At 69.2% G+C, this 18,606-nt stretch carries 19 protein-coding genes; 7 read left to right on the forward strand and 12 right to left on the reverse strand.

What is annotated here, in order from left to right:
• Positions 1 to 49: 49 nt before the first annotated feature.
• From ACFYRH_RS20980 to ACFYRH_RS21015, 8 genes are all read right to left on the reverse strand, one after another.
• Positions 50 to 1,681, reverse strand: a complete 1,632-nt coding sequence (locus tag ACFYRH_RS20980) for a dipeptide ABC transporter ATP-binding protein (RefSeq protein WP_387777472.1) — start codon at positions 1,679 to 1,681, stop codon at positions 50 to 52.
• Positions 1,678 to 2,196: a GbsR/MarR family transcriptional regulator gene (locus tag ACFYRH_RS20985; protein WP_387777475.1), complete on the reverse strand. Its 519-nt coding sequence runs from the start codon at positions 2,194 to 2,196 to the stop codon at positions 1,678 to 1,680. The genes ACFYRH_RS20980 and ACFYRH_RS20985 overlap by 4 nt, the downstream gene beginning before the upstream one ends.
• Positions 2,196 to 3,641 (reverse strand): serine hydrolase domain-containing protein, encoded by a 1,446-nt coding sequence (locus tag ACFYRH_RS20990; protein WP_387777478.1) that lies wholly within the window; start codon positions 3,639 to 3,641, stop codon positions 2,196 to 2,198. Before ACFYRH_RS20990 ends, ACFYRH_RS20985 begins: the two co-directional genes overlap by 1 nt.
• Positions 3,642 to 4,523, reverse strand: a complete 882-nt coding sequence (locus ACFYRH_RS20995; protein WP_387777481.1) for an ABC transporter permease — start codon at positions 4,521 to 4,523, stop codon at positions 3,642 to 3,644.
• Positions 4,516 to 5,442 (reverse strand): ABC transporter permease, encoded by a 927-nt coding sequence (locus tag ACFYRH_RS21000; protein ID WP_387777484.1) that lies wholly within the window; start codon positions 5,440 to 5,442, stop codon positions 4,516 to 4,518. The genes ACFYRH_RS20995 and ACFYRH_RS21000 overlap by 8 nt, the downstream gene beginning before the upstream one ends.
• Positions 5,442 to 6,815: a M14 family zinc carboxypeptidase gene (locus ACFYRH_RS21005; protein ID WP_387777487.1), complete on the reverse strand. Its 1,374-nt coding sequence runs from the start codon at positions 6,813 to 6,815 to the stop codon at positions 5,442 to 5,444. The genes ACFYRH_RS21000 and ACFYRH_RS21005 overlap by 1 nt, the downstream gene beginning before the upstream one ends.
• Before the next feature lie 48 nt (positions 6,816 to 6,863).
• Positions 6,864 to 8,453 carry an ABC transporter substrate-binding protein gene (locus ACFYRH_RS21010; protein WP_387777490.1) on the reverse strand — a complete coding sequence of 530 codons (1,590 nt, stop codon included), beginning with the start codon at positions 8,451 to 8,453 and terminating at the stop codon, positions 6,864 to 6,866.
• 156 nt (positions 8,454 to 8,609) lie between these two features.
• Positions 8,610 to 9,113, reverse strand: coding sequence for a MarR family winged helix-turn-helix transcriptional regulator (locus ACFYRH_RS21015; protein WP_387777493.1), 504 nt, complete (start codon positions 9,111 to 9,113; stop codon positions 8,610 to 8,612).
• Positions 9,114 to 9,144: 31 nt separating this feature from the next.
• Between ACFYRH_RS21015 and ACFYRH_RS21020 the strand changes: the two genes are divergently transcribed.
• From ACFYRH_RS21020 to ACFYRH_RS21035, 4 genes are all read left to right on the forward strand, one after another.
• On the forward strand, positions 9,145 to 9,591 hold the full coding sequence (locus tag ACFYRH_RS21020; protein WP_387777496.1) for a DUF4231 domain-containing protein: 447 nt from the start codon (positions 9,145 to 9,147) through the stop codon (positions 9,589 to 9,591).
• 31 nt (positions 9,592 to 9,622) lie between these two features.
• Entirely contained in the window at positions 9,623 to 10,345 is a 723-nt protein-coding gene (locus ACFYRH_RS21025; protein WP_387777499.1) for a maleylpyruvate isomerase family mycothiol-dependent enzyme, read from the forward strand.
• Positions 10,346 to 10,434: 89 nt separating this feature from the next.
• Complete coding sequence (locus tag ACFYRH_RS21030) at positions 10,435 to 10,782, forward strand: YciI family protein (protein ID WP_387777502.1); 348 nt, start codon at positions 10,435 to 10,437, stop codon at positions 10,780 to 10,782.
• 15 nt (positions 10,783 to 10,797) lie between these two features.
• A complete protein-coding gene (locus tag ACFYRH_RS21035) occupies positions 10,798 to 12,066 on the forward strand; it encodes an RNA polymerase sigma factor (RefSeq protein ID WP_387777505.1) in 1,269 nt (422 codons plus the stop codon).
• An 18-nt stretch (positions 12,067 to 12,084) separates the two neighbouring features.
• Here ACFYRH_RS21035 and ACFYRH_RS21040 read toward each other — a convergent pair whose 3' ends face one another.
• The 4 genes from ACFYRH_RS21040 to ACFYRH_RS21055 form a co-directional block, all read right to left on the reverse strand.
• Entirely contained in the window at positions 12,085 to 12,807 is a 723-nt protein-coding gene (locus tag ACFYRH_RS21040; RefSeq protein ID WP_387777508.1) for a PH domain-containing protein, read from the reverse strand.
• Positions 12,808 to 12,894: 87 nt separating this feature from the next.
• Positions 12,895 to 13,053, reverse strand: a complete 159-nt coding sequence (locus ACFYRH_RS21045; RefSeq protein WP_166678426.1) for a hypothetical protein — start codon at positions 13,051 to 13,053, stop codon at positions 12,895 to 12,897.
• A 296-nt stretch (positions 13,054 to 13,349) separates the two neighbouring features.
• Complete coding sequence (gene meaB, locus ACFYRH_RS21050) at positions 13,350 to 14,306, reverse strand: methylmalonyl Co-A mutase-associated GTPase MeaB (RefSeq protein ID WP_387777512.1); 957 nt, start codon at positions 14,304 to 14,306, stop codon at positions 13,350 to 13,352.
• A gap of 46 nt (positions 14,307 to 14,352) precedes the next feature.
• Positions 14,353 to 15,555 (reverse strand): acetyl-CoA C-acetyltransferase, encoded by a 1,203-nt coding sequence (locus ACFYRH_RS21055; protein ID WP_387777515.1) that lies wholly within the window; start codon positions 15,553 to 15,555, stop codon positions 14,353 to 14,355.
• Between the two features lie 136 nt (positions 15,556 to 15,691).
• Here ACFYRH_RS21055 and mce point away from each other — a divergent pair, with 136 nt between their 5' ends.
• From mce to ccrA, 3 genes are all read left to right on the forward strand, one after another.
• Positions 15,692 to 16,111, forward strand: coding sequence for a methylmalonyl-CoA epimerase (gene mce / locus ACFYRH_RS21060; protein WP_387777518.1), 420 nt, complete (start codon positions 15,692 to 15,694; stop codon positions 16,109 to 16,111).
• Positions 16,112 to 16,198: 87 nt separating this feature from the next.
• A complete protein-coding gene (locus tag ACFYRH_RS21065) occupies positions 16,199 to 17,101 on the forward strand; it encodes an anti-sigma factor RsbA family regulatory protein (protein ID WP_387777521.1) in 903 nt (300 codons plus the stop codon).
• Positions 17,102 to 17,242: 141 nt separating this feature from the next.
• Entirely contained in the window at positions 17,243 to 18,574 is a 1,332-nt protein-coding gene (gene ccrA, locus ACFYRH_RS21070; RefSeq protein WP_387777524.1) for a crotonyl-CoA carboxylase/reductase, read from the forward strand.
• Positions 18,575 to 18,606: the final 32 nt, after the last annotated feature.

Genomic DNA, 18,606 nt, shown 5'->3' on the forward strand with positions numbered 1-18,606 from the left:
CTCCCAAACTACTAGGACGTCCAACTATTTCCAACCGCACGGAGCCGTTTCAGCCCGCCAGACGCAGCTTCCGGCGGCGGGACTGCTCGGCCGGATCGGGAACGGGCGCGGCCTCCAGGAGACGGATCGTGTACGGGTCCTGCGGGTCGCGCAGCACGGACTCGCGCGGGCCGTGTTCGACGATCCGGCCTTGGCTCAGGACCGCCACCCGGTCGCAGAGCTGGTCGACCACGGCGAGGTCGTGGCTGATGAACAGGCAGGCGAAGTCGAGCCGCTCCTGGATCGACCGGAACAGTTCCAGCACCGTCGCCTGGACGGAGACGTCGAGGGCGGAGGTCGGTTCGTCGGCGATCAGCAGCGCCGGGTCCAGCGAGATCGCCCGCGCGATCGAGACCCGCTGACGCTGGCCGCCGGACAGTTCGTGCGGGTAGCGGCCGGCCCAGGCGCGCGGGAGCTCCACGCTGTCCAGCAGCTCCTCGACGCGACCCCGGAGCTGGGCGCCGCGGACACCACGGTGTACGGCGAGTGGTTCGCCGATCGACTGCCCGATCGTCGCCCGCGGGTTGAGCGACCCGGCCGGGTTCTGGAACACGACGCCGATCCCCGCCCGGACCTTGCGCAGCGCCGACGACGACGCGTCACCGAGCGAGACGCCGGCGACCTTGATCTCGCCCGAGGTCAGCGGAGCCAGCCCGAGGACGGCCTTGCCGATGGTCGACTTGCCGGAACCGGACTCACCCACCACGCCGGTGATCTGGCCAGGCGTCAGCGTCAGCGACACCCCGTCGACGGCGCGAATGATCCTGCCCCGCCGGGAGCGGTACTCGACGACCAGATCGTTCACCGCCAGCGCGGACGCCACATCGTCCGCGGCGTCCGGCGCAGCCTGGTCCCGCAGGCCACCGCGTGGCACCGCCGCCAGCAGCGCGCGGGTGTACTCCTCCTCCGGCCGGTCGAACAGCTCGTGAACGCCGGCCGTCTCGACGACCGCGCCCTTGCGCATCACCACCACCCGGTCCGCGACATCGGCGACGACGCCCATGTCGTGGGTGATGATCATGATCGCCCCGGAGATCTTCGACCGCATCGCCAGCAGTACGTCGAGAACCTCCTGCTGGACCGTCACGTCCAGCGCGGTGGTCGGCTCGTCCGCGATCAACAGCTCCGGATCGCACGCGACCGCGATCGCGATCATCACCCGCTGGCACTGACCGCCGGACAGCTGATGCGGGTAGTACTTGAACCGCGCCTCCGGGATCTCCACCATCCGCAGCAGCTCGAGCGCCCGCTCCCGCACCTGCCCCCGGGACAGCTCGGGCTGATGCGCCCGGACCATCTCCATCAGCTGCGTCCCGATCGTGAACACCGGGTCCAGCGCGCCGACGGGATCCTGGAAGATCATCGCGATCCGCCGCCCGCGCAACGCGGTCAGTTCGGCGCGCGACATCGGCAGCACGTCCGCGCCACCGAACACGATGCGCCCGCCGACGGTCGCGTTCGACGGCAGCAGCCCGAGCGCCGCGAGCGCGGTCACGCTTTTCCCGGACCCCGATTCGCCGACGACCGCGAGTACCTCACCCGGCCGCACGCCGAAGCTGACGCGGTCCACCGCGCGCTGCGTCGTACCGCCGACGGTGAAGTCGATCGTCAGGTCTTCGAAGGTCAGGACCTCGTCGCTCACGAGCCCTCCTCGGCGTCGAGTTTGTCCCGGTACTCTTCCCAGTCGGCGAGCATCTTGCGGTGGTAGCTCGCCAGCCACTCGAAGTAGTTCCGCGCGTTCCGCAACCGTTTCCGCGGGCCCGGCATCCCGTCCGGCAGCTCCTCGAGCATGTCGGCGAAGAGCTGCCGCTGCTTGTGCAGCGAGCGCCGCTCCCCGGCCAGGAAACTCCCCCAGATGTCGTCGTCGACCTTGAAGTAGTGGTTCCGGTCCCCCGGTACCGCGTGCCGCGCGACGAACCCCAGGTCGATCAACCGGCGCGTCGTGCTCGAGATCGAACCGGCGCTCGCCGACAGCGCCCGCGCCAGCTCCGCCGAGGACACGTACGGCTTGTTGCTCACGATCAGGTAGCCGAGCACCCGCCCCTCCATCCGGGGCGAGCCGGCCAGCTCGCGGATCAGCGCGAACTGCTCGACGAAGTCCGCGCGCCGGGAGTCGTCCTCCCACGCCTCGTCCTCGATCGGCTTCTCGTCCGTCATCACGACCTCCCCAGTACCGCTGCGGCAATCTGCTCCGACCGCCGGGCCCGGAACGCCTCGACCGGCCAGCGCGAGCTCCCGCCGTACCGCACCACCGACGGCTGTCCGTCGGCGTCCCAGGTGTACTCCACCTTCTCGCCGATCGACCCGAACCCCGCCGCGGGTACGACGGACAGCGTGTTCTCGTCGACGACCTGGAGCTCCTCGTAGCTCTCCACCGGGTCGGGTGCCGCCGGGAAGAACGCCACCAGCCGGCCTCCGAGCAGCGCGACGCTCATGACACCCATCAGGTTCGCGAAGTTCCCGCAGAACCGGCTCGCGTCGATGTCGCTCGGGACCTGCGTACCGGCCGGCGCGTTCGCCGCCAGGTCCAGCAGCTTCACCACTCCGGTCGCGAGACCGCCGGCCGGCCCACCGATGCAGTTCGTCAGCACCGACACGACGATCTGGTCGACCGGGTCGATGAAGGTCCGGGTGATGTGCCCCGGATACCCGCCGCTGTGCCCTACCAGCCGTCGCTCGCCGACCTTGACGATGTCCATCCCGAGCCCGTACCGCCCGATTTCCTTGCCGTGGGCATTCACCAGGCTCTCCTCGCGCTGCAGCACCCGCTTGCTCGCGTCGGTCAGCAACTCGGTGGCGCCGAAGTAGTGCGCGGCGCCGTACACAGTCAGGTCCTCGGCCGTCGAGTAGAACCCGGTCGCCGCCGCCATCGCCTGGGTGTCGACGTGCGGGATCACCTCGCGTACGTCGTGCCCGTCGAGCAGCCCGGTGTGTCCCCCGGCGTACTCGTCGGCCCGCCGCGGGTCCCACTCAGCGCCGGTGTTCTTCAGCCCGAGCCGCTGCACGATCTCGGTCGCGACGTACTCGCCGTACGTCGATCCGCTCGCCGACTCGATCACCAGGCCGAGCAGCGAGTAACCGATGTTCGTGTACTTGAAGAACTCGTTCGGTTCGAACACCCGGCCGTGCGAGCGGCACAGCTCGATCAGGGCGGCGCGGTCCGGGAACGGGTCCATCAGCTGCCAGTAGTCCTTGTCCACACCGTCGCGGATCACCCCGGCCTGGTGACCGAGCAGCTCCCGCACGCTGACCGCCGCGAGCTCGGTGCCCGCGAGCTCCGGGACGTAGGTCTCGATCCGGTCGTCGAGCCGGACCTTGCCCTGCTCGACCAGCTGCAAGATCGACGTCGCGGTGAACGTCTTGCTGTGCGAAGCGATCCGGAACAGGTGGTCCGTGCGCAGCGGCGTACCGGCGACGTCGTCGCTGTTCCCGAGCGCGGCCGACAGGACCAGTTCGTCCCCGACCCTGATCGCGGCCTGGACTCCCGGCGTCCGCAGGTAGCGGCGCTGGTACTCCAACCAGCTCTCGATCGCGGGGGCGGCTTCTCGGGCAGTGGCGAGATCAAAGGACAAGGCGGCGTCCGTTCTGTGAGTGGTGGTCATTCAGGAGCGTCCCTTCGGGTTCACCGCGTCGCGCAGTACGTCGCCGAGGGTGATCAGGCTCAGTACGGTGGCGGCGAGGAAGATCCCCGGGTAGATCAGTGTGTGCGGCGCCTGCTGGAAACGCGACTGTGCGGTCGCCAGTTGCAGGCCCCACGAGATCGACGGCGCCCGGAGTCCGAGGCCGAGGAACGTGAGCGTGGACTCGGCGACGATCACGCCGCCGACGGTGAGGGTCGCGACCGCGAGCACCGGGCCGATCGCGTTCGGCAGCACGTAGTGCGTGAGGATCCGCGCGGTCGGGAACCCCATCGCCTTCGCGGCCTGCACGTACTCCGCGTCCCGGGTCGCGCGGACCGTCGTACGCACCATCCGGGCCAGCGCCGGCCAGGAGAACAGCGCGAGGACGAGTGACACCGACAGCACCGACCGCTTGCCGAGGCTGTTCAGGACGACGATCGCGCCGAGCAGGAACGGGAAGCCGAGGAACACGTCGGTGAGCCGCGCGAGGACCGAGTCGGCCCAACCGCCGACGTACCCGGCGATCGTCCCGACGAGGACCGCGATCCCGAGCGCGACCAGCGTGCAGAACAGGCCGACCGAGAGCGACGCGCGGGCGCCGTGGACGACGCTCGCGTAGACGTCGCAGCCCTGGAGGTCCTGCCCGAACGGATGACCCGGCGACGACGGCCGCGCACTCGCCGAGATGTCGCACGCGCGGGGGTCGGCGCTGGTGAACAGCTGCGGGAGCACCGCCATCAACACCAGCACGGCGAGGACGACGAGTGGCAGCCAGAACAGCACCCGGCGGCGAACGGTCGCCCAGACTCCCCGCCGGGCCAGGACGTCCTCGTCCAGAGGCTGTGCGAGTACGGCATCAGTCATGACGGATCCTCGGGTCGAGGAGCGAGTTGAGCAGGTCGACGATCACGCTGGTGACCAGGAAGATCAGGATCAGCGCGGTCGCGATCCCGACCACCGTCGGCCCTTCGTGCACCCGGATCGACTGGAACAGCAGCTGGCCGACCCCAGGCAGGTTGAAGATCCCCTCGGTCACCACGGCACCGCCGAGCAGCGCGCCGAGGTCGACCGCGAGGTAGGTGAGCACGGGGATCGCCGAGTTCCGCAGTACGTGGATGCCGATCACCCGGCGGCGGGTCAGGCCCTTCGCCCAGAGCGCGCGGACGAAGTCCGAGCTCATCGTGTCGACCACACTCCCCCGGGTCAGCCGGGCGACCGCGGCCAGCCCGTAGATCGCCAGAGTCGTTGCCGGCAGCAAGTACGACGTCGGCCAGCCGTCGGTCACGCCCGCGATCGGGAAGATCGACAGCTTCACACCGAACACCAGCTGCGCGGTCACCGCCATCACGAAGATCGGTACCGACGCGATCAGGATGGTCAGGATCAGCACGCCGCGGTCGATCCAGGTGTTCTTCCGCAGCCCGGCGACCAGACCGAGACCGACCCCGATCACCACCTGGATCACCCAGGCGGTCAGCGCGAGCCGGATGGTCACCGGCCAACGCGCCGCCAGCCGCTCGGCCACCGGCCGGCCCCGGAAGTCGACTCCGAGATCACCGGTCACCAGGTGACCGAGATAGCGCAGGTACTGCGACCACAGCGGATCGTTGAGGTGGTACAGCTCGCGGATCCGCTCGACGACCGCCGGCGACAACGGCTGGTCGCCGCCGAGACTCGAGATCGGGTCGCCGGGCAGCGCGAACACGGCGGCGTAGATCGCGAACGTGACCCCGAAGAACACCAGGACGAGCTCGATCAGTCGCCGGATCGTGAAGCGCATCATCAGGGCGCCTCCCGCCGTACCGCGGCGAGCAGGGCCAGCGTGGCGGCGTACTGAACCCCGACCAGGTGCTTGATCGGGACGGTGTGCAGCTGCTCGTCGAGGCTCCGCGCCTCGGCCTGCCACTCGGCGTAGACCGCGCGCAGCCGCTTGGCCGGCGGGTACAGCGCGGCGGACGCGCTGCCGCGGGCGATCTCACCGTCGAGCGAGCGCAGCAGCATCCCGCCGTACCGCAGGCGGAAGGAGCGGTTGATGTCGCCGAGCCCGAAGACCTCGGCGACCGTCGCGCGGCGCTCCGGATCGATCTCGGCGGCGCGGCGCCGCTCGCGCTCCGGCCGCTTGAGCAGGTACGGCAGGAACGCCGCGACGCCGCGGACCAGCTGCGAATCGTCGGACAGGTACGGCCGCGCCGCCCGGAAGATCTCGTCGAGCGTCCGCAGGTTGCTCTCGAGCTCGTCCGCCGCCGCAGCGAGAACCTGCTGGTACGGCGATTCCGTCGGCGTCTGATCGTCGATCGACGGGTGCGTCCAGTACGGCAGCTCGGCGACCAGGCTGACCGTGCCGTGCCGGGCGGCGTACGCCGAGGACGAGCTGCCCGAGTCGTTCGGGGTCGGCATGCCGAGCGCCTCGACGTAGTCGTACACCGCCTTCGACGAGATCATCTCGTAGACGGCCGGACCGTACGGCTCCACGACCGGGGTCTCGGGCTCGCCGAGATCGAGCGGCAGGTCGAACGAGGCCGCGATCGCGTGCAGCTCGTCGACGAAGCCGGTGAGCTCTCGCGAGACGTAGTAGTAGACGCCGCCCAGCTCGGTGTTGTGCAACGAGACGGCGATCGTCGGCTTGACCTCGTCGATGACCTGCATCAGCGCGAGCGTCTCCGGCAGCACGCGGTCGAAGTACGCATCCTTGTACTGGAAGGGGAACGTCCACTCGACCTGCTCCTGCGGGGCCGGGCGGTAGAAGTTCGCCGTGTAGTGGACGCGGTTGAACGGGCCGTCGAACCAGCCCTCGTTCAGGCGGGTGCCGTCGGGGTCGATGTTGCCGATGATGTGCCACCGGCAGCCCGCGCGGAACGACGCGTCCGCGCACAGGTCCTCGGCGAGGCGGATCGCGGTCCAGAAGCCGATCGGTTCGTTCGGGTGCACACCGGCGTACACGAGGGCCTGCTCGGGGCCGTCGCCGATCGAGTACATCGTGATCGGGTCGCCGAGTCGCGACGTACCGATCCGGCGCCGGGTGACCAGGTCGGGATGCTGCTCGGTGAGGTCGTCGAGACGCTGGTTGATCTCGTCGACACCAGGGAAATGGGCCAGGTCGGGGACCCGGTGGGCCCGCTCCAGGATCTCCCGGAGCGGGCCGTTCGTCGCCGTCATGTTGTCCACCGTCATCAGTTGTCTGCCGCCATCAGTTGGCTGCCGTCGTCAGTTGTCCGCCGCCAGCGTGGTCTGCTCGAGGTTGATCGCGCCGGCGCCCTCGGCCAGGCCGGCGATCCGGTCCGAGGTCGCGTACGCGTACTTCTCGAAGAACATCGGCGGCGCCGGGAAGTCCTTCATGATCGCCTTCTGTACGTCGACGTACCCCTGGATCGCCTTCTCCGGGTCGACCTCGGCGTCGGCCTTCGCGAGCAGCTGCTCGACCTGCGGGGTGTAGTACGGGATGCAGTTCGTGCAGCCGCCGGACTTGGTGTAGAAGGAGCGCAACGTGTTCTGCTGGCTGGCGTAGAGAGCACCCCAGCGGGAGAAGTACGGGCCGCTCAGGTTCCCGCCCGTGCGCAGCTTCTGGAACTCCGGGAAGTCGGTGGTCGGCGTCGCGGTGACGTCCTTGATCCCGAGGTTCTGCCGGAGCTGGTTGGCGTAGGCGTTGTACAGGTCGTCGAGGCCCGCGCCGCCCGGGTAGCGGATCTCCATCGTGCCGCTGAAGCCGCCGGCCTCGGCGAGCAGCTGCTTGGCCTTCGCCGGGTCGAACTTGCACAGGTCACCACACAGGCCAACCGGCGTACCGGGTTCACCCGGCGGGGTCAGCGCGGTCGCGGGTTCCCAGATGCCGCCGTAGATGACGTTGCTGACGGCCTGGCGGTCGATGGCCATCGAGATCGCCTCGCGGACCCGGATGTCCTGGTAGCGCTTGTCCCACAGCGGCAGGCCGAGGTAGTTCATGCCGAGACCCTGGAAGACGTACGCGTGGTCGCCGAAGTCCTTCTTCACCTGCGCCATCCGGGCCGCCGGGACGAACAGGATGTCGGTGTTCCCCGCCTGGACGTCGGTGTAGGCGGTGGTCATGTCCGTGTACGGCTTGAACGTGATCTCGTCGACCGCCGGCTTCGGCCCCTGGTACCCGTCGTACTTCGTGACGGTCACCGGCTCGTTCTCCTGGTACGGATCCGTCATCTTGAACGGCCCGTTGCCGATCGGCTTCTTGCCGAACCCGTCGAGATCCTTGTACGCCGCCTCGGGCAGCGGGAAGAACCCGGTCTGCGCCTGCGACAGCTGGGTCGGGAACTGCCCGTCCGGAGCCTTCAGCGTGACGGTGAAGGTCAGGTCGTCGACGACCTTCAGACCGGACAGCTGCGTGGTCGCCGGCTTGCCCTTCGCCGGGTTCAGGGCGTCGTACCCGGCGATGTTCACCAACTGGCCGCTGTTCTCCCACGCATTCGGGCCGTAGGCAACGGTGTTCCAGGCCTTCACGTAGCTCTCGGCGGTGACCTTCTCGCCGTTGTGGAAGGTCCAGTTCGGGCGGAGCTTGATCGTCCAGTGCACGGCGTCGGCCGACGTCACCGACTCCGCGTTCAGGTAGCTGAGCTTGCCGTCCTTGTCGACGAACGTGAGCGACGAGAACAGCACCCGGTCCTGGGCGAAGGCGATCGTCTGCCGGCCCGGGTTCAGCGTCACCGGGTCGTCGACGGCGTACGAGATCGTCTTGATCCCGTCGGCGGCCGAGCCTCCCGACCCGCCTCCGGAACAGCCCACCAGCGCCACGGCGCCGACCAGGAGAACGGCAGCAGCACGCTTCATCAAGTCCTCCACCTGACTCGCGGCCCGCAGGGATGGGCCGGTTGCCCACCGATCCTGGACCTCGTCTGCATGCCGGTCAATAGGGAAACTTGGGAAGTTTCAGTAAGAAATGAACTTTTAGCACGGGCGTAACACGTCACACCCGGCTGCGAGAGGTCAGGAGAAGTCGCCGGCGTTGCGGCGGAGCGGCTCCAGGACGGACCAGAGCATGGCGAGCTGGTCCTCGGTCAGGCCACGGAGCGCGAAGTCGGCGGCGACCAGGTCCGCGGTGGCGCGTTCGACCAGGTCACGGCCCTCTGGGGTGATCTCGCAGAGCACTGCGCGGCCGTCGTCGGGATGCGGCGTCCTGGTCACCAGACCGGCTGCCTCCAGCCTGCGGACGATCGACGTCACCGATGTCGGGTGCACCTGCAGCCGCTCGCCCATCTTGCCGAGCGGCAGCGACCCGCGCCGGGAGAACGTGAGCAGCACCAGCGCCTCGAACCGGGCGAAGGTCAGACCGTGCTTACGGAGGATCTCGTCGAGCTCGTTGATCACGATCTGCTGGGCGCGCATCAGCGACGTGACGGCCCGCATCTGCTCGACCGCACCCCAGCGCCGGCCCCATTGCCGCGACGCCTCGTCGATCGGGTCGAACGGCAACGCCCTCTTCCTCGCCATGGCCGAACATTAGCCCGACACTGGTCTGACCATGTCGACACTCAGAGATTCCGACTTCCCCGCCCTCGGAACCGACAACCCCTCCGAGCAGCTGATCACCATCCGCTTCCGCTGGTATGCCCACCAGGCCAGGAACGCCCGTGTCGCCTACCGCGCGCTCGGAACCGTCCAGCTCGTCGCGGCGCTGGTGATCGCGATCTCGGTCGCGATCAACGCCCCGACCTGGCTCGCGCCGTCGCTCGGTGGCGTGATCGCGCTGGCCGAAGGAGTCCGGACGTTGTTCGGCTTCAAGGACTCCTATCCGACCTACACCCGCACCGCGCAGGACCTGCGCAACGAGGCCTGGCTGTACGCGCAACGCGCCGGCCGGTACGCGGATGCGCACGAGCCCGTGAAACTCCTCGCCGAGCGCGTCGTGGAGATCAGCCGCACCGAGACCACCGACTGGGAAGCAGCCCTCAAGGCCCGGAATGCCTGAAACTGTCCGAGGCCCCTGGCAGGGTTCGGCCATGGAGTATCTGGAGCATGTGCGGGCCGACGCCGCACGCCTGTCCGACGTGGCGCGGACCGGGTTGGACGCGCCCGTGCCGAGCTGTCCCGGATGGACGGTCGAGTCCGTGGTGCGGCACGTGGCACAGGTCTACGACCACAAGGTCGAGGTCCTGCGCCTGGGCGCGCGCCCCGACCCCTGGCCGCCGGACACCACGGGGCGCGACTCGCTGGAGTGGTACGACGCCGCGCGGGCCGCGATCGTCAACGCGTTGGAGAAGGCCGGCACCGGTCTGGAGACGTGGACCTTCAATCCTCAGGACACCACCTCCGCGTTCTGGCACCGGCGGATGGCGCACGAGACGGCCGTGCACCGGATCGACGTGGAGCTCGCGCAGGGCGCGGTGACACCGATCGACCCCGAGCTGGCGCTCGACGGGATCGACGAGGTGCTCTACCCGAGTCTCGGCGGCCCTTGGTGGGAGGAGGGCGACACCGCGTTTCCCGTCGACGCCGCCGTGCGGCTGACCGCGGACGGCCGGTCCTGGACCGTTCACGCCGACGCGACGAGTGTCGACGTACGGCAAGGGGCCGAGGGAGAGGTGGCGGCGGAGATCTTCGGTGCCGCCGGGGCGCTGTACCTGTGGCTCTGGGGGCGGGCCGGGGACGACGTGATCCGGACGGCTGGGGACGCGGATGTGGTCAAGGCGTTCCGGGGGCGGGTCTCGGAAGCCACGCAGTGATATGTCCTCTGGGATATGTCCTCTGGCGGCGTGACTGTTCGTTCTCTTGGTGAGGGACCACAGTGGTCTCAGGGAGAGGGAGGACTCTGATGTCGCAGTACCTTGCACTGACCTACACCGCGGATGTCGACTGGTGGGCGCCTGAGCAGGCCGAGGAACTGGCCGAGTACCGGAAGTTCGGGGTGGACTTCGCCGGGCAGATCAAGGCGAGCGCCGTCTTGCACCCGACCGCGACGGCGACCGTCGTCCGGGTCGAAGGCGCCCGCGGCGGACCGGTGATCACCACCGACGGTCCGTACGCGGAGACCAAGGAAGCACTGACCGGGTACTACCTGATCGAGGCGGACGACCTCGAGGAGGCGGTCAGGATCGCCGCCGAGATCCCGGCCGCGTGGGGCGGCGCGGTCGAGGTCCGCCCGGTCATCGTGGCCAAGTAAGCCGGGATCGATCCGGTGAACCAGCGGTACGACGCGGTCGCCGAGACGATCCGGATCGAGGGCACGCGGATTCTCGCGACCCTGGTCCGGACCGTCGGCGACGTCCAGCTCGCCGAGGACGCCGTCCAGGAAGCTGCCCTGGCGGCCCTCGGCGCCTGGCCGGTGACCGGCGTACCGCCGGAGCCGCGGGCCTGGCTCACGGTGACCGCGCGCCGGAAGGCGATCGACATCATCCGCCGCGAGCAGGCCCGGGCCGGCAAGGAACAGGCCGGTTCGGACCTGATCTCGCTGACCCACCGGGAGCCCGATCCGGCGGGCGCGCTGGAATCCGATGACGTGGTTCAGGACGATCTGCTCCGGCTGATCTTCACCTGCTGCCATCCCTCGCTGTCCCCGCCGACCCGGGTCGCGCTCGCGCTCCGGACGCTGTGCGGGCTCTCGCCCGGGCAGATCGCCGGCGTACTGCTCACCACCGAGGTCGCCGCGACGAAGCGGCTGGTCCGCGCCCGCCAGAAGATCAGCGCCGCCCGCATCCCGTACCGCGTTCCCGCCGAGGCCGAGCTCCCCGACCGGCTGCCGGCTGTCTGCGCGGTGATCCACAGCCTCTATACCGCGGGACATGCGCCGTCCGAGGGCGATGCGGCGTACGACGTCGATCTGTGTGCCGAGGCGATCCGCCTGGCCGAGCTGCTGCACACCCTGTTGCCCGACCAGCCGATGCCGACCGCGGTTCTGGCGTTGCTGCTGCTCACCGAGGCCCGCCGGCCGGCGCGTGTCGACGCGGCCGGAGACGTGGTGACGCTCGATCTGCAGGACCGTTCGCTGTGGGATCAGGACCTGATCGCGCGCGGCGTGGTACTGCTCAACGACTCGCTGGAACGGTCCGCTCGGAAGGCCGACGCGTACCAGCTGCAGGCAGCGATCGCGGCCGAGCATGCGCGCGTGCCGAGCTATGCGGCGACCGACTGGCGCGAGATCGTCCGGCTGTACGACCTGCTGGTCGAGGTCTCGCCCAGCCCAGCGGCCGAACTGGCCCGCGCTGTCGCGATCGCCGAGACCGGCGGGCTGACGGACGCGCTCACGCTTCTCGACGCGATTCCGCGCGACTCACGCTGGCACGCCATCCGCGCCGAACTCCTGGCCCGCCGCCACGACTACGCCGAAGCCGTCGCCGAACTGGACCGGGCGTTGGCCACCGCTCCCCCGAGCCACCCCGAGCGATCCCATCGCGAGAACCGCCGCGACCATTTCACCCGACAGGCCGCGGCGCACGCAGGGCCCTAGTGTCCCGCTTACGGGACGCTAGCTCTCGTCGGTCCAGTTGCCGCGTTCGCTGTTGAAGATGGACTTGGCGCCGGACGAGCCCGTCGGGCCGGGGCGGGACTGTTGCGCGGGTGCGGAGGCCGCGGCCGGAGCCGCCGTCGTGACCTCCTGCGCGGAGTCCATCCCGATCGGACCGGTGCCGTCGTCGTCGGAGTCCTCGTCCCCCTGCAGTACGTCGACACTCGCGGACGCCCGCAGGCCGGTCCGCTGGATGACGCGCTGGATGGTCAGGTCCCGGTCGTCGGGCCGGCTGACCCATTTGATCTCGCGGAAGCCCTGGTCCTGCGCGGCCGACTCGAAGACGAAGTGGCCGTAACCGAGCATCCGCCCGATGATCGGCTTCTGCAGGGTGATGTCGAGGACCCGGGCGATCGGGGTGGTCGCGACGGTCTGCGAGAAGACGCCGCGGATCCGCATCACCCGCATGTTCGTGACCACGAACCGGTCCCGATGCTGGGTGAGGAATTGCCAGAACGCATGCGCGAGCAGCACCAGCACGATCGCCAGCAGCACGGGCTGCCCACCGATCGACGTGGTGGCCATCGTGAGCAGCAGTGCCGCCGCGAGGACCACCTCGAGCATCGGCACCGTGAACACCACCCAGTGGTGCCGGACCTCGTCGATGACGACTTCGCCCTCGTCCGAGATCAGATGGCGCCGGACCTTCGGGTCGAAGATCCGGAACAGGCCTATTCCGGCCATCCGCTCACTCCCCTGTCACGCTGTTGTGTGACCCCGTATGCCAAGTGTCCCGCACGATCGCTCGCGACGGGACACAGAGGCAGCAGATCAGCTGAACAGCGCGGTCAGGAAGGTGATGACGCTTCCGAACGCGTCACCAACGGCCGAGAACGCGCCACCCACCGCGTTGGCGGCGTTGGCCGGCTGAGTGAACAGATAGAAGCCGGCAAAGGCGATGAGCGACCAGATCAACAGCTTCTTCGGCATGTCGCCACTCCTTGTTCCTAACCACTCGGTCGACTGTGTGGGAATTTGTATCACGGACGGTCACCAATTGTCACTGACTGAACACAGCCCACCGCACAATGCTCACCAGCTACAAGATCCATTCTGTAACGGATCCGGGGGCACGGCAGCCACCGGCGCGCCGCCCTGAGACGGAGAACGCCAGGCGCCGCGGAAATCCCGCGGTATTTGCCCGAAATCGGAACAACTTCCGATGAACGGAAAGCAAAGACACAATGTGACACTGCGTGGTCGATTGTTCCACGAGGAGACAATCGTCACAACGCGGCGATCAACTCGTCCGCCGCAGAATACGGGTCGGTCCCGCCGTCCGCGACCTTGGCCGCCAGCACGTCCAGCCGGGCGTCGCCGTGCAGGTGCGCGAACCGGGCCCGCAGCGCGGTCGTCGCGATCGCCTCGATCTCGTCCCGCGCGCGACTCCGCCGGCGATCGGTCAGTACGCCGTTCCCGCGCATCCACGCCAGCCGGTCCTCGATCGCCTGCACCACCTCGGCGACTCCCTCGTTGCGGGACGCGACCGTCTTCAGGATCGGCGGCGTCCAGGCGCCCTCGGAGCGATCGGCCAGCGCCAGCATCGCCCGGAGGTCCCGGGTGACCGACTGGACGCCGTCCCGGTCCGCCTTGTTCACCACGTAGATGTCGCCGACCTCCAGGATTCCGGCCTTGGCCGCCTGGATGCCGTCGCCCATCCCCGGCGCCAGCAGCACCAGGGTCGTGTCCGCCATCCCGGCGATCTCGACCTCGGACTGCCCGACGCCGACGGTCTCGACCAGCACCACGTCGAACCCGGCCGCGTCCAGCACCCGGAGAGCCTGCGGCGTGGACCAGGCCAGCCCACCAAGGTGCCCGCGGGACGCCATCGACCGGATGAACACGCCGCGGTCGGTCGCGTGATCCTGCATCCGCACCCGATCCCCCAGCAGCGCACCGCCGGAGAAGGGCGACGACGGGTCCACCGCGAGTACGCCGACCCGCTGACCGGTCTCGCGGTACGCCGAGACGAGCGCGGACGTCGACGTGGACTTGCCGACGCCGGGCGAGCCGGTGATGCCGACGATATGCGCGTTCCCGGCATGCGGCGCCAGCGCGGCCATCACCTCGCGCAGCAGTGGGGACTCGTCCTCGACCAGCGAGATCAGTCGCGCGACGGCCCGGGAGTCACCCTCCCGGGCCCGCGCGACCAGCTCACCGACCGGCGGTGTACGACGTGGCATCGGCTCTCGTGTCAGCTCTGTGTTCAGCTCTGCGTCGGCTCTGTGTTCAGCTCTTCGGAACTCGGACGATCAACGCGTCGCCCTGGCCACCGCCGCCGCACAGGGCGGCCGCGCCGACGCCACCGCCGCGCCGGCCGAGCTCGAGCGCCAGGTGCAGCACGAGCCGCGCGCCGGACATGCCGATCGGGTGGCCGAGCGCGATCGCGCCGCCGTTCACGTTGACCTTGTCGTCGCCGACCTGCAGCTCGCGCGCGGACGCGATCCCGACCGCGGCGAACGCCTCGTTGATCTCGATCAGGTCGAGTTCGCCGGGCGCGATGCCTTCCTTGGCGCAGGCCTTCGCGATCGCGTTCGCCGGCTGGCTCTGCAGCGTCGAGTCCGGGCCCGCGACCGAGCCGTGCGCGCCGATCTCGGCGATCCAGCTGAGCCCGAGTTCCTCGGCCTTCGCCTTGCTCATCACCACGACCGCGCAGCCGCCGTCGGAGATCTGCGACGCGGAGCCGGCGGTGATCGTTCCGTCCTTGCCGAACGCAGGACGCAGCTTCGCGAGCGCCTCGACCGAGGTGTCGCCACGGACGCCTTCGTCGGCGTCGACCACGAGCGGGTCGCCCTTACGCTGCGGAACCTCGACCGGCACGACCTCGTCGGCGAACAGCCCGTTCTTCCACGCCTCCGCGGCGCGCTGGTGCGAACGAGCGCTGAACTCGTCCTGCTCCTCGCGCGTCAGCTTCAGCCCGCCGGTGTTGGCCTGATCCGTCAGGGCGCCCATGGCCTGGTCGGTGAACGCGTCCCACAGGCCGTCGTAGGCCATCGAGTCGACGAGTGTGGTGTCGCCGTACTTGAAGCCCTCGCGGGACTTCGGCAGCAGGTGCGGCGCGTTCGTCATCGACTCCATGCCGCCGGCCACCACGACGTCGTACTCACCGGCGCGGATCAGCTGGTCGGCGAGCGCGATCGCGTTCAGCCCGGACAGGCAGACCTTGTTGATGGTGATCGCCGGGACGTCCATCCCGATACCGCCCTTGACCGCGGCCTGGCGGGCGGTGATCTGACCGCCGCCGGCCTGCAGTACCTGGCCCATGATCACGTACTCGACCTGGTCCGGCGTGACGCCGGCCTTCTCCAGCGCGCCCTTGATCGCGAACCCGCCGAGCTCGGCGCCGGTAAAGCCCTTGAGGCCACCCAGCAACCGCCCGATCGGGGTCCGTGCACCGGCGACGATGACGCTTCGGTTTCGCGTGTCAGACATGCTGTCACGATACCTGCGGAGGCACTGGTACGCCGCTGCTCGACCGCGTCAGACGGGTCACACGCAGACCCGCCCGGGCATGTCGCCTGGGCCACTTTCGATGGCCTGCCGGGCTGGTCTGCGCCAGGCTGGCGCCATGGATCAGCTGTTCGACGCGATCGACCATGTCGGAATCGCGGTCGCCGACTTCGACGAGGCCGTCCGGTACTACGCGGACGTGTTCGGCATGACCGTGGCGCACGAGGAGATCAACGAGGAACAGGGCGTGCGCGAGGCGATGCTCTCGGTCGGCGACTCGGGTTCGTCGATCCAGTTGCTGGCCCCGCTGTCTGACGCGTCGCCGATCGCGAAGTTCCTCGACCAGCGCGGCCCCGGCATCCAGCAGCTCGCGTACCGGGTCACCGACCTCGACGCGGTCTGCGCGACCCTGCGCGAACGCGGCGCCCGCCTCCTGTACGACGAACCGAAGCGCGGCACCGCCAACTCCCGCGTCAACTTCGTCCACCCGAAGTCGGCCGGCGGCGTCCTGGTCGAACTCGTTGAACCCGCCGCCTGATCCGCCGAGCGTCACGGCGTACCGACAGGGGGTGACGGCACGCGCTGATGCTGCCCTCTTGCCGCTTCGGCGGACTACCCTGTTCGGGTGCTGAAGGACAGCGCCACCGACTCCTTGCACGGTGCGCCGGCCGGGTTCCTGCACGAGGGGTTCGTCCATGCGACGGACGAGGACTTCGTGCGGCGCGCGGACGCGTTCGTTCGCGAGGGGCTGGCGGCTGGGGACGAGATCGTGGCCGTGCTGCCGCCCGAGCGGATCGCGGTGCTGCGCGACGCCCTCGCACCGGACCGCGACAGCGTCCTGTTCGCCGACATGACCGTTGCCGGTGGCAACCCGGCGCGGTTGATCCCGTTCTGGCGTGAGGTGCTCGAGAAACATTCCGGCCGTCGCGTCCGCGGGCTCGCCGAGGCGGCGTACCCGGGCCGCGACAGCGCGGCGTACGACGAGGTACTGCTGCACGAGGCGCTGTCCGACATCGCCTTCGCCCGGGACTCGTCGTTCCGGCTGCTCTGTGGGTACGACGCCGCCGTCGGGATCGATCCGACCGCCACGCATTCCGGCGCGGAAGCCCTTGCGGAGAAGGCGTTCCGGACCGCGCTGGCCGGCGTACCGGATCGGGCCGAGCGGTGGGAGTTCGGGCCGGCCGAGCTCGGGCAGGTGCGGCAGTGGGTGAGTGGGCACGCCGCGTCGCACGGCGTCTCGCGGGACCGGCTCGAGGACCTGTCGCTGGCGCTGCACGAGATCTGCACGAACAGCATCCGGTTCGGCGGCGGCCGCGGGACGCTCGCGGTGTGGATCGCCGACGGCACGCTGCTCTGCGACGTGACCGACCACGGACGGATCGACAACCTGCTGGTCGGGCGGGTCTTGCCGCCGCTGGACGGGCTCGGCGGGCGGGGCGTCTGGCTGGCGAACCAGCTCTGCGATCTGGTCCAGCTGCGATCGGGTGACGACTTCACCGAGGTACGGCTGCACACGCGCCTGAGATGAGTAAGACCACTGACAACGGTGGACTGCAAAAGTGACGGTCGTCTCACCTGCGCCGGGCTGTGTCACAAGGCACAGCCACGGGCGCATACTCAGCGGTAAGTTCCGCTCACTCGATTGACCGCCGCTGCAGGAGGTACTCCCGTGAAGCAGATCCTTGAGGCGATCCTCTCCGGCGACAGCGCCGCTGTCGGAGAACTCGACGTACCGGACCATTACCGCGGGATCACCGTGCACGCCGACGAGGCGACCATGTTCGAGGGACTGGACGCCAAGGAGAAGGACCCGCGCAAGAGTCTGCACCTCGACGACGTACCGACACCCGAGCTCGGGCCGGGTGAGGCGCTGGTCGCGGTGATGGCGAGCGCGATCAACTACAACACCGTCTGGACGTCGATCTTCGAGCCGGTCTCGACGTTCTCGTTCCTGAAGCGGTACGGGAAGCTGTCACCGCTGACCGCTCGCCACGACCTGCCGTACCACGTGGTCGGCTCCGACCTGGCCGGCGTCGTCCTGCGGACCGGGCCCGGCGTGAACGCCTGGAAGCCGGGTGACGAGGTGGTCGCGCACTGCCTGTCGGTCGAGCTGGAGTCGCCGGACGGGCACAACGACACGATGCTCGACTCCGAGCAGCGGATCTGGGGTTTCGAGACGAACTTCGGCGGTCTCGCCGAGCTCGCGCTGGTGAAGTCGAACCAGCTGATGCCGAAGCCGGACCACCTCACCTGGGAGGAGGCCGCGTCGCCGGGGCTGGTGAACAGTACGGCGTACCGGCAGCTGGTGTCGGCCAACGGCGCCAACATGAAGCAGGGCGACGTGGTGCTGGTCTGGGGGGCCTCCGGCGGCCTCGGGTCCTATGCGACCCAGTTCGCGCTGAACGGCGGGGCGATCCCGGTGTGCGTGGTGTCCTCGCCGGAGAAGGCGGAGATCTGCCGAGCGATGGGCGCGGAGCTGATCATCGACCGGTCCGCCGAGGGGTACAAGTTCTGGAAGGACGAGACCACCCAGGACCCGAAGGAGTGGAAGCGGTTCGGGGCCCGGATCCGCGAGCTGACCGGCGGGGACGATCCCGACATCGTCTTCGAGCACCCGGGGCGGGAGACGTTCGGCGCGTCCGTGTACGTCGCCCGGCGGGGCGGGACGATCGTGACGTGTGCGTCGACGTCGGGATTCATGCACGAGTACGACAACCGGTACCTGTGGATGAACCTGAAGCGGATCATCGGCTCTCACTTCGCGAACTACCGGGAGGCCTGGGAGGCCAACCGGCTGATCGCGAAGGGCATGGTGCACCCGACCGTCAGCAAGGTCTACCCGCTCGAGGAGACCGCGCAGGCGGCGTACGACGTGCACCGGAACCTGCACCAGGGCAAGGTCGGCGTACTCACGCTGGCCCCCTCCGAGGGCCTCGGTGTCCGGGACCCGGAGCTGCGCGAGCGGCACGTGGACGCGATCAATCGCTTCCGTAACAGGTAACAGATCATCCGTTTGGGCGTTTCAGCCCGATT

It is taken from the genome of Kribbella sp. NPDC004875 (assembly GCF_042873375.1).
In the GTDB taxonomy this organism is placed as follows: Bacteria; Actinomycetota; Actinomycetes; order Propionibacteriales; family Kribbellaceae; genus Kribbella.

What these genes read in the sequence shown, in the direction of transcription:
- ACFYRH_RS21010 (WP_387777490.1), bottom strand. Translation starts at nt 8,453, where the DNA reads ATGAAGCGTGCTGCTGCCGTTCTCCTGGTCGGCGCCGTGGCGCTGGTG.
- ACFYRH_RS21040 (WP_387777508.1), bottom strand. Translation starts at nt 12,807, where the DNA reads ATGGCCGGAATAGGCCTGTTCCGGATCTTCGACCCGAAGGTCCGGCGC.
- ACFYRH_RS21025 (WP_387777499.1), top strand. Translation starts at nt 9,623, where the DNA reads ATGGAGTATCTGGAGCATGTGCGGGCCGACGCCGCACGCCTGTCCGAC.
- meaB (WP_387777512.1), bottom strand. Translation starts at nt 14,306, where the DNA reads ATGCCACGTCGTACACCGCCGGTCGGTGAGCTGGTCGCGCGGGCCCGG.
- ACFYRH_RS20985 (WP_387777475.1), bottom strand. Translation starts at nt 2,196, where the DNA reads ATGACGGACGAGAAGCCGATCGAGGACGAGGCGTGGGAGGACGACTCC.
- ACFYRH_RS21020 (WP_387777496.1), top strand. Translation starts at nt 9,145, where the DNA reads ATGTCGACACTCAGAGATTCCGACTTCCCCGCCCTCGGAACCGACAAC.
- mce (WP_387777518.1), top strand. Translation starts at nt 15,692, where the DNA reads ATGGATCAGCTGTTCGACGCGATCGACCATGTCGGAATCGCGGTCGCC.
- ACFYRH_RS20990 (WP_387777478.1), bottom strand. Translation starts at nt 3,641, where the DNA reads ATGACCACCACTCACAGAACGGACGCCGCCTTGTCCTTTGATCTCGCC.
- ACFYRH_RS21045 (WP_166678426.1), bottom strand. Translation starts at nt 13,053, where the DNA reads ATGCCGAAGAAGCTGTTGATCTGGTCGCTCATCGCCTTTGCCGGCTTC.
- ACFYRH_RS21015 (WP_387777493.1), bottom strand. Translation starts at nt 9,113, where the DNA reads ATGGCGAGGAAGAGGGCGTTGCCGTTCGACCCGATCGACGAGGCGTCG.
- ACFYRH_RS21005 (WP_387777487.1), bottom strand. Translation starts at nt 6,815, where the DNA reads ATGACGGCGACGAACGGCCCGCTCCGGGAGATCCTGGAGCGGGCCCAC.
- ACFYRH_RS21030 (WP_387777502.1), top strand. Translation starts at nt 10,435, where the DNA reads ATGTCGCAGTACCTTGCACTGACCTACACCGCGGATGTCGACTGGTGG.
- ACFYRH_RS21000 (WP_387777484.1), bottom strand. Translation starts at nt 5,442, where the DNA reads ATGATGCGCTTCACGATCCGGCGACTGATCGAGCTCGTCCTGGTGTTC.
- ACFYRH_RS20995 (WP_387777481.1), bottom strand. Translation starts at nt 4,523, where the DNA reads ATGACTGATGCCGTACTCGCACAGCCTCTGGACGAGGACGTCCTGGCC.
- ACFYRH_RS21055 (WP_387777515.1), bottom strand. Translation starts at nt 15,555, where the DNA reads ATGTCTGACACGCGAAACCGAAGCGTCATCGTCGCCGGTGCACGGACC.